Annotated in this window: 1 protein-coding gene; it reads left to right on the top strand. The window is 54.3% G+C overall.

Annotation, left to right across the window (positions count from 1 at the left end; genetic code table 11):
- Nucleotides 1–247 (top strand): lytic transglycosylase domain-containing protein (locus SB754_RS22160; RefSeq protein WP_410784443.1); only part of this gene is annotated, 247 nt, incomplete at both ends.

The following is a 247-nucleotide window of genomic DNA, read 5'->3' as shown; positions in this document are numbered from 1 at the left end:
GCGCGCTTCAGCGTTGACTGGCGTCTGCTGCATGCCATCGCAGAAGTAGAAAGCGGGCTTAATCCGGGCGCCATCGGATACAACAAGAAAGGCGGACGGATCCTCAGTGAGGACCTTGGCATGATGCAGATTAATACCTCATGGCTCCCGGTTTTGCGCCCGATGGGTATCACTCGTGACGTTTTACTGAGCAATGCCTGTCAGAACATTCACGTCGGTGCCTGGATACTGGCAAAAAACATTGCCC

The sequence above is a fragment of the Leifsonia sp. SIMBA_070 genome, assembly GCF_046534635.1.
GTDB lineage: Bacteria > Actinomycetota > Actinomycetes > Actinomycetales > Microbacteriaceae > Leifsonia.
Note: the sequence above shows the minus strand (reverse complement) of the source record. Positions and strands in the feature narration are given on the sequence as shown.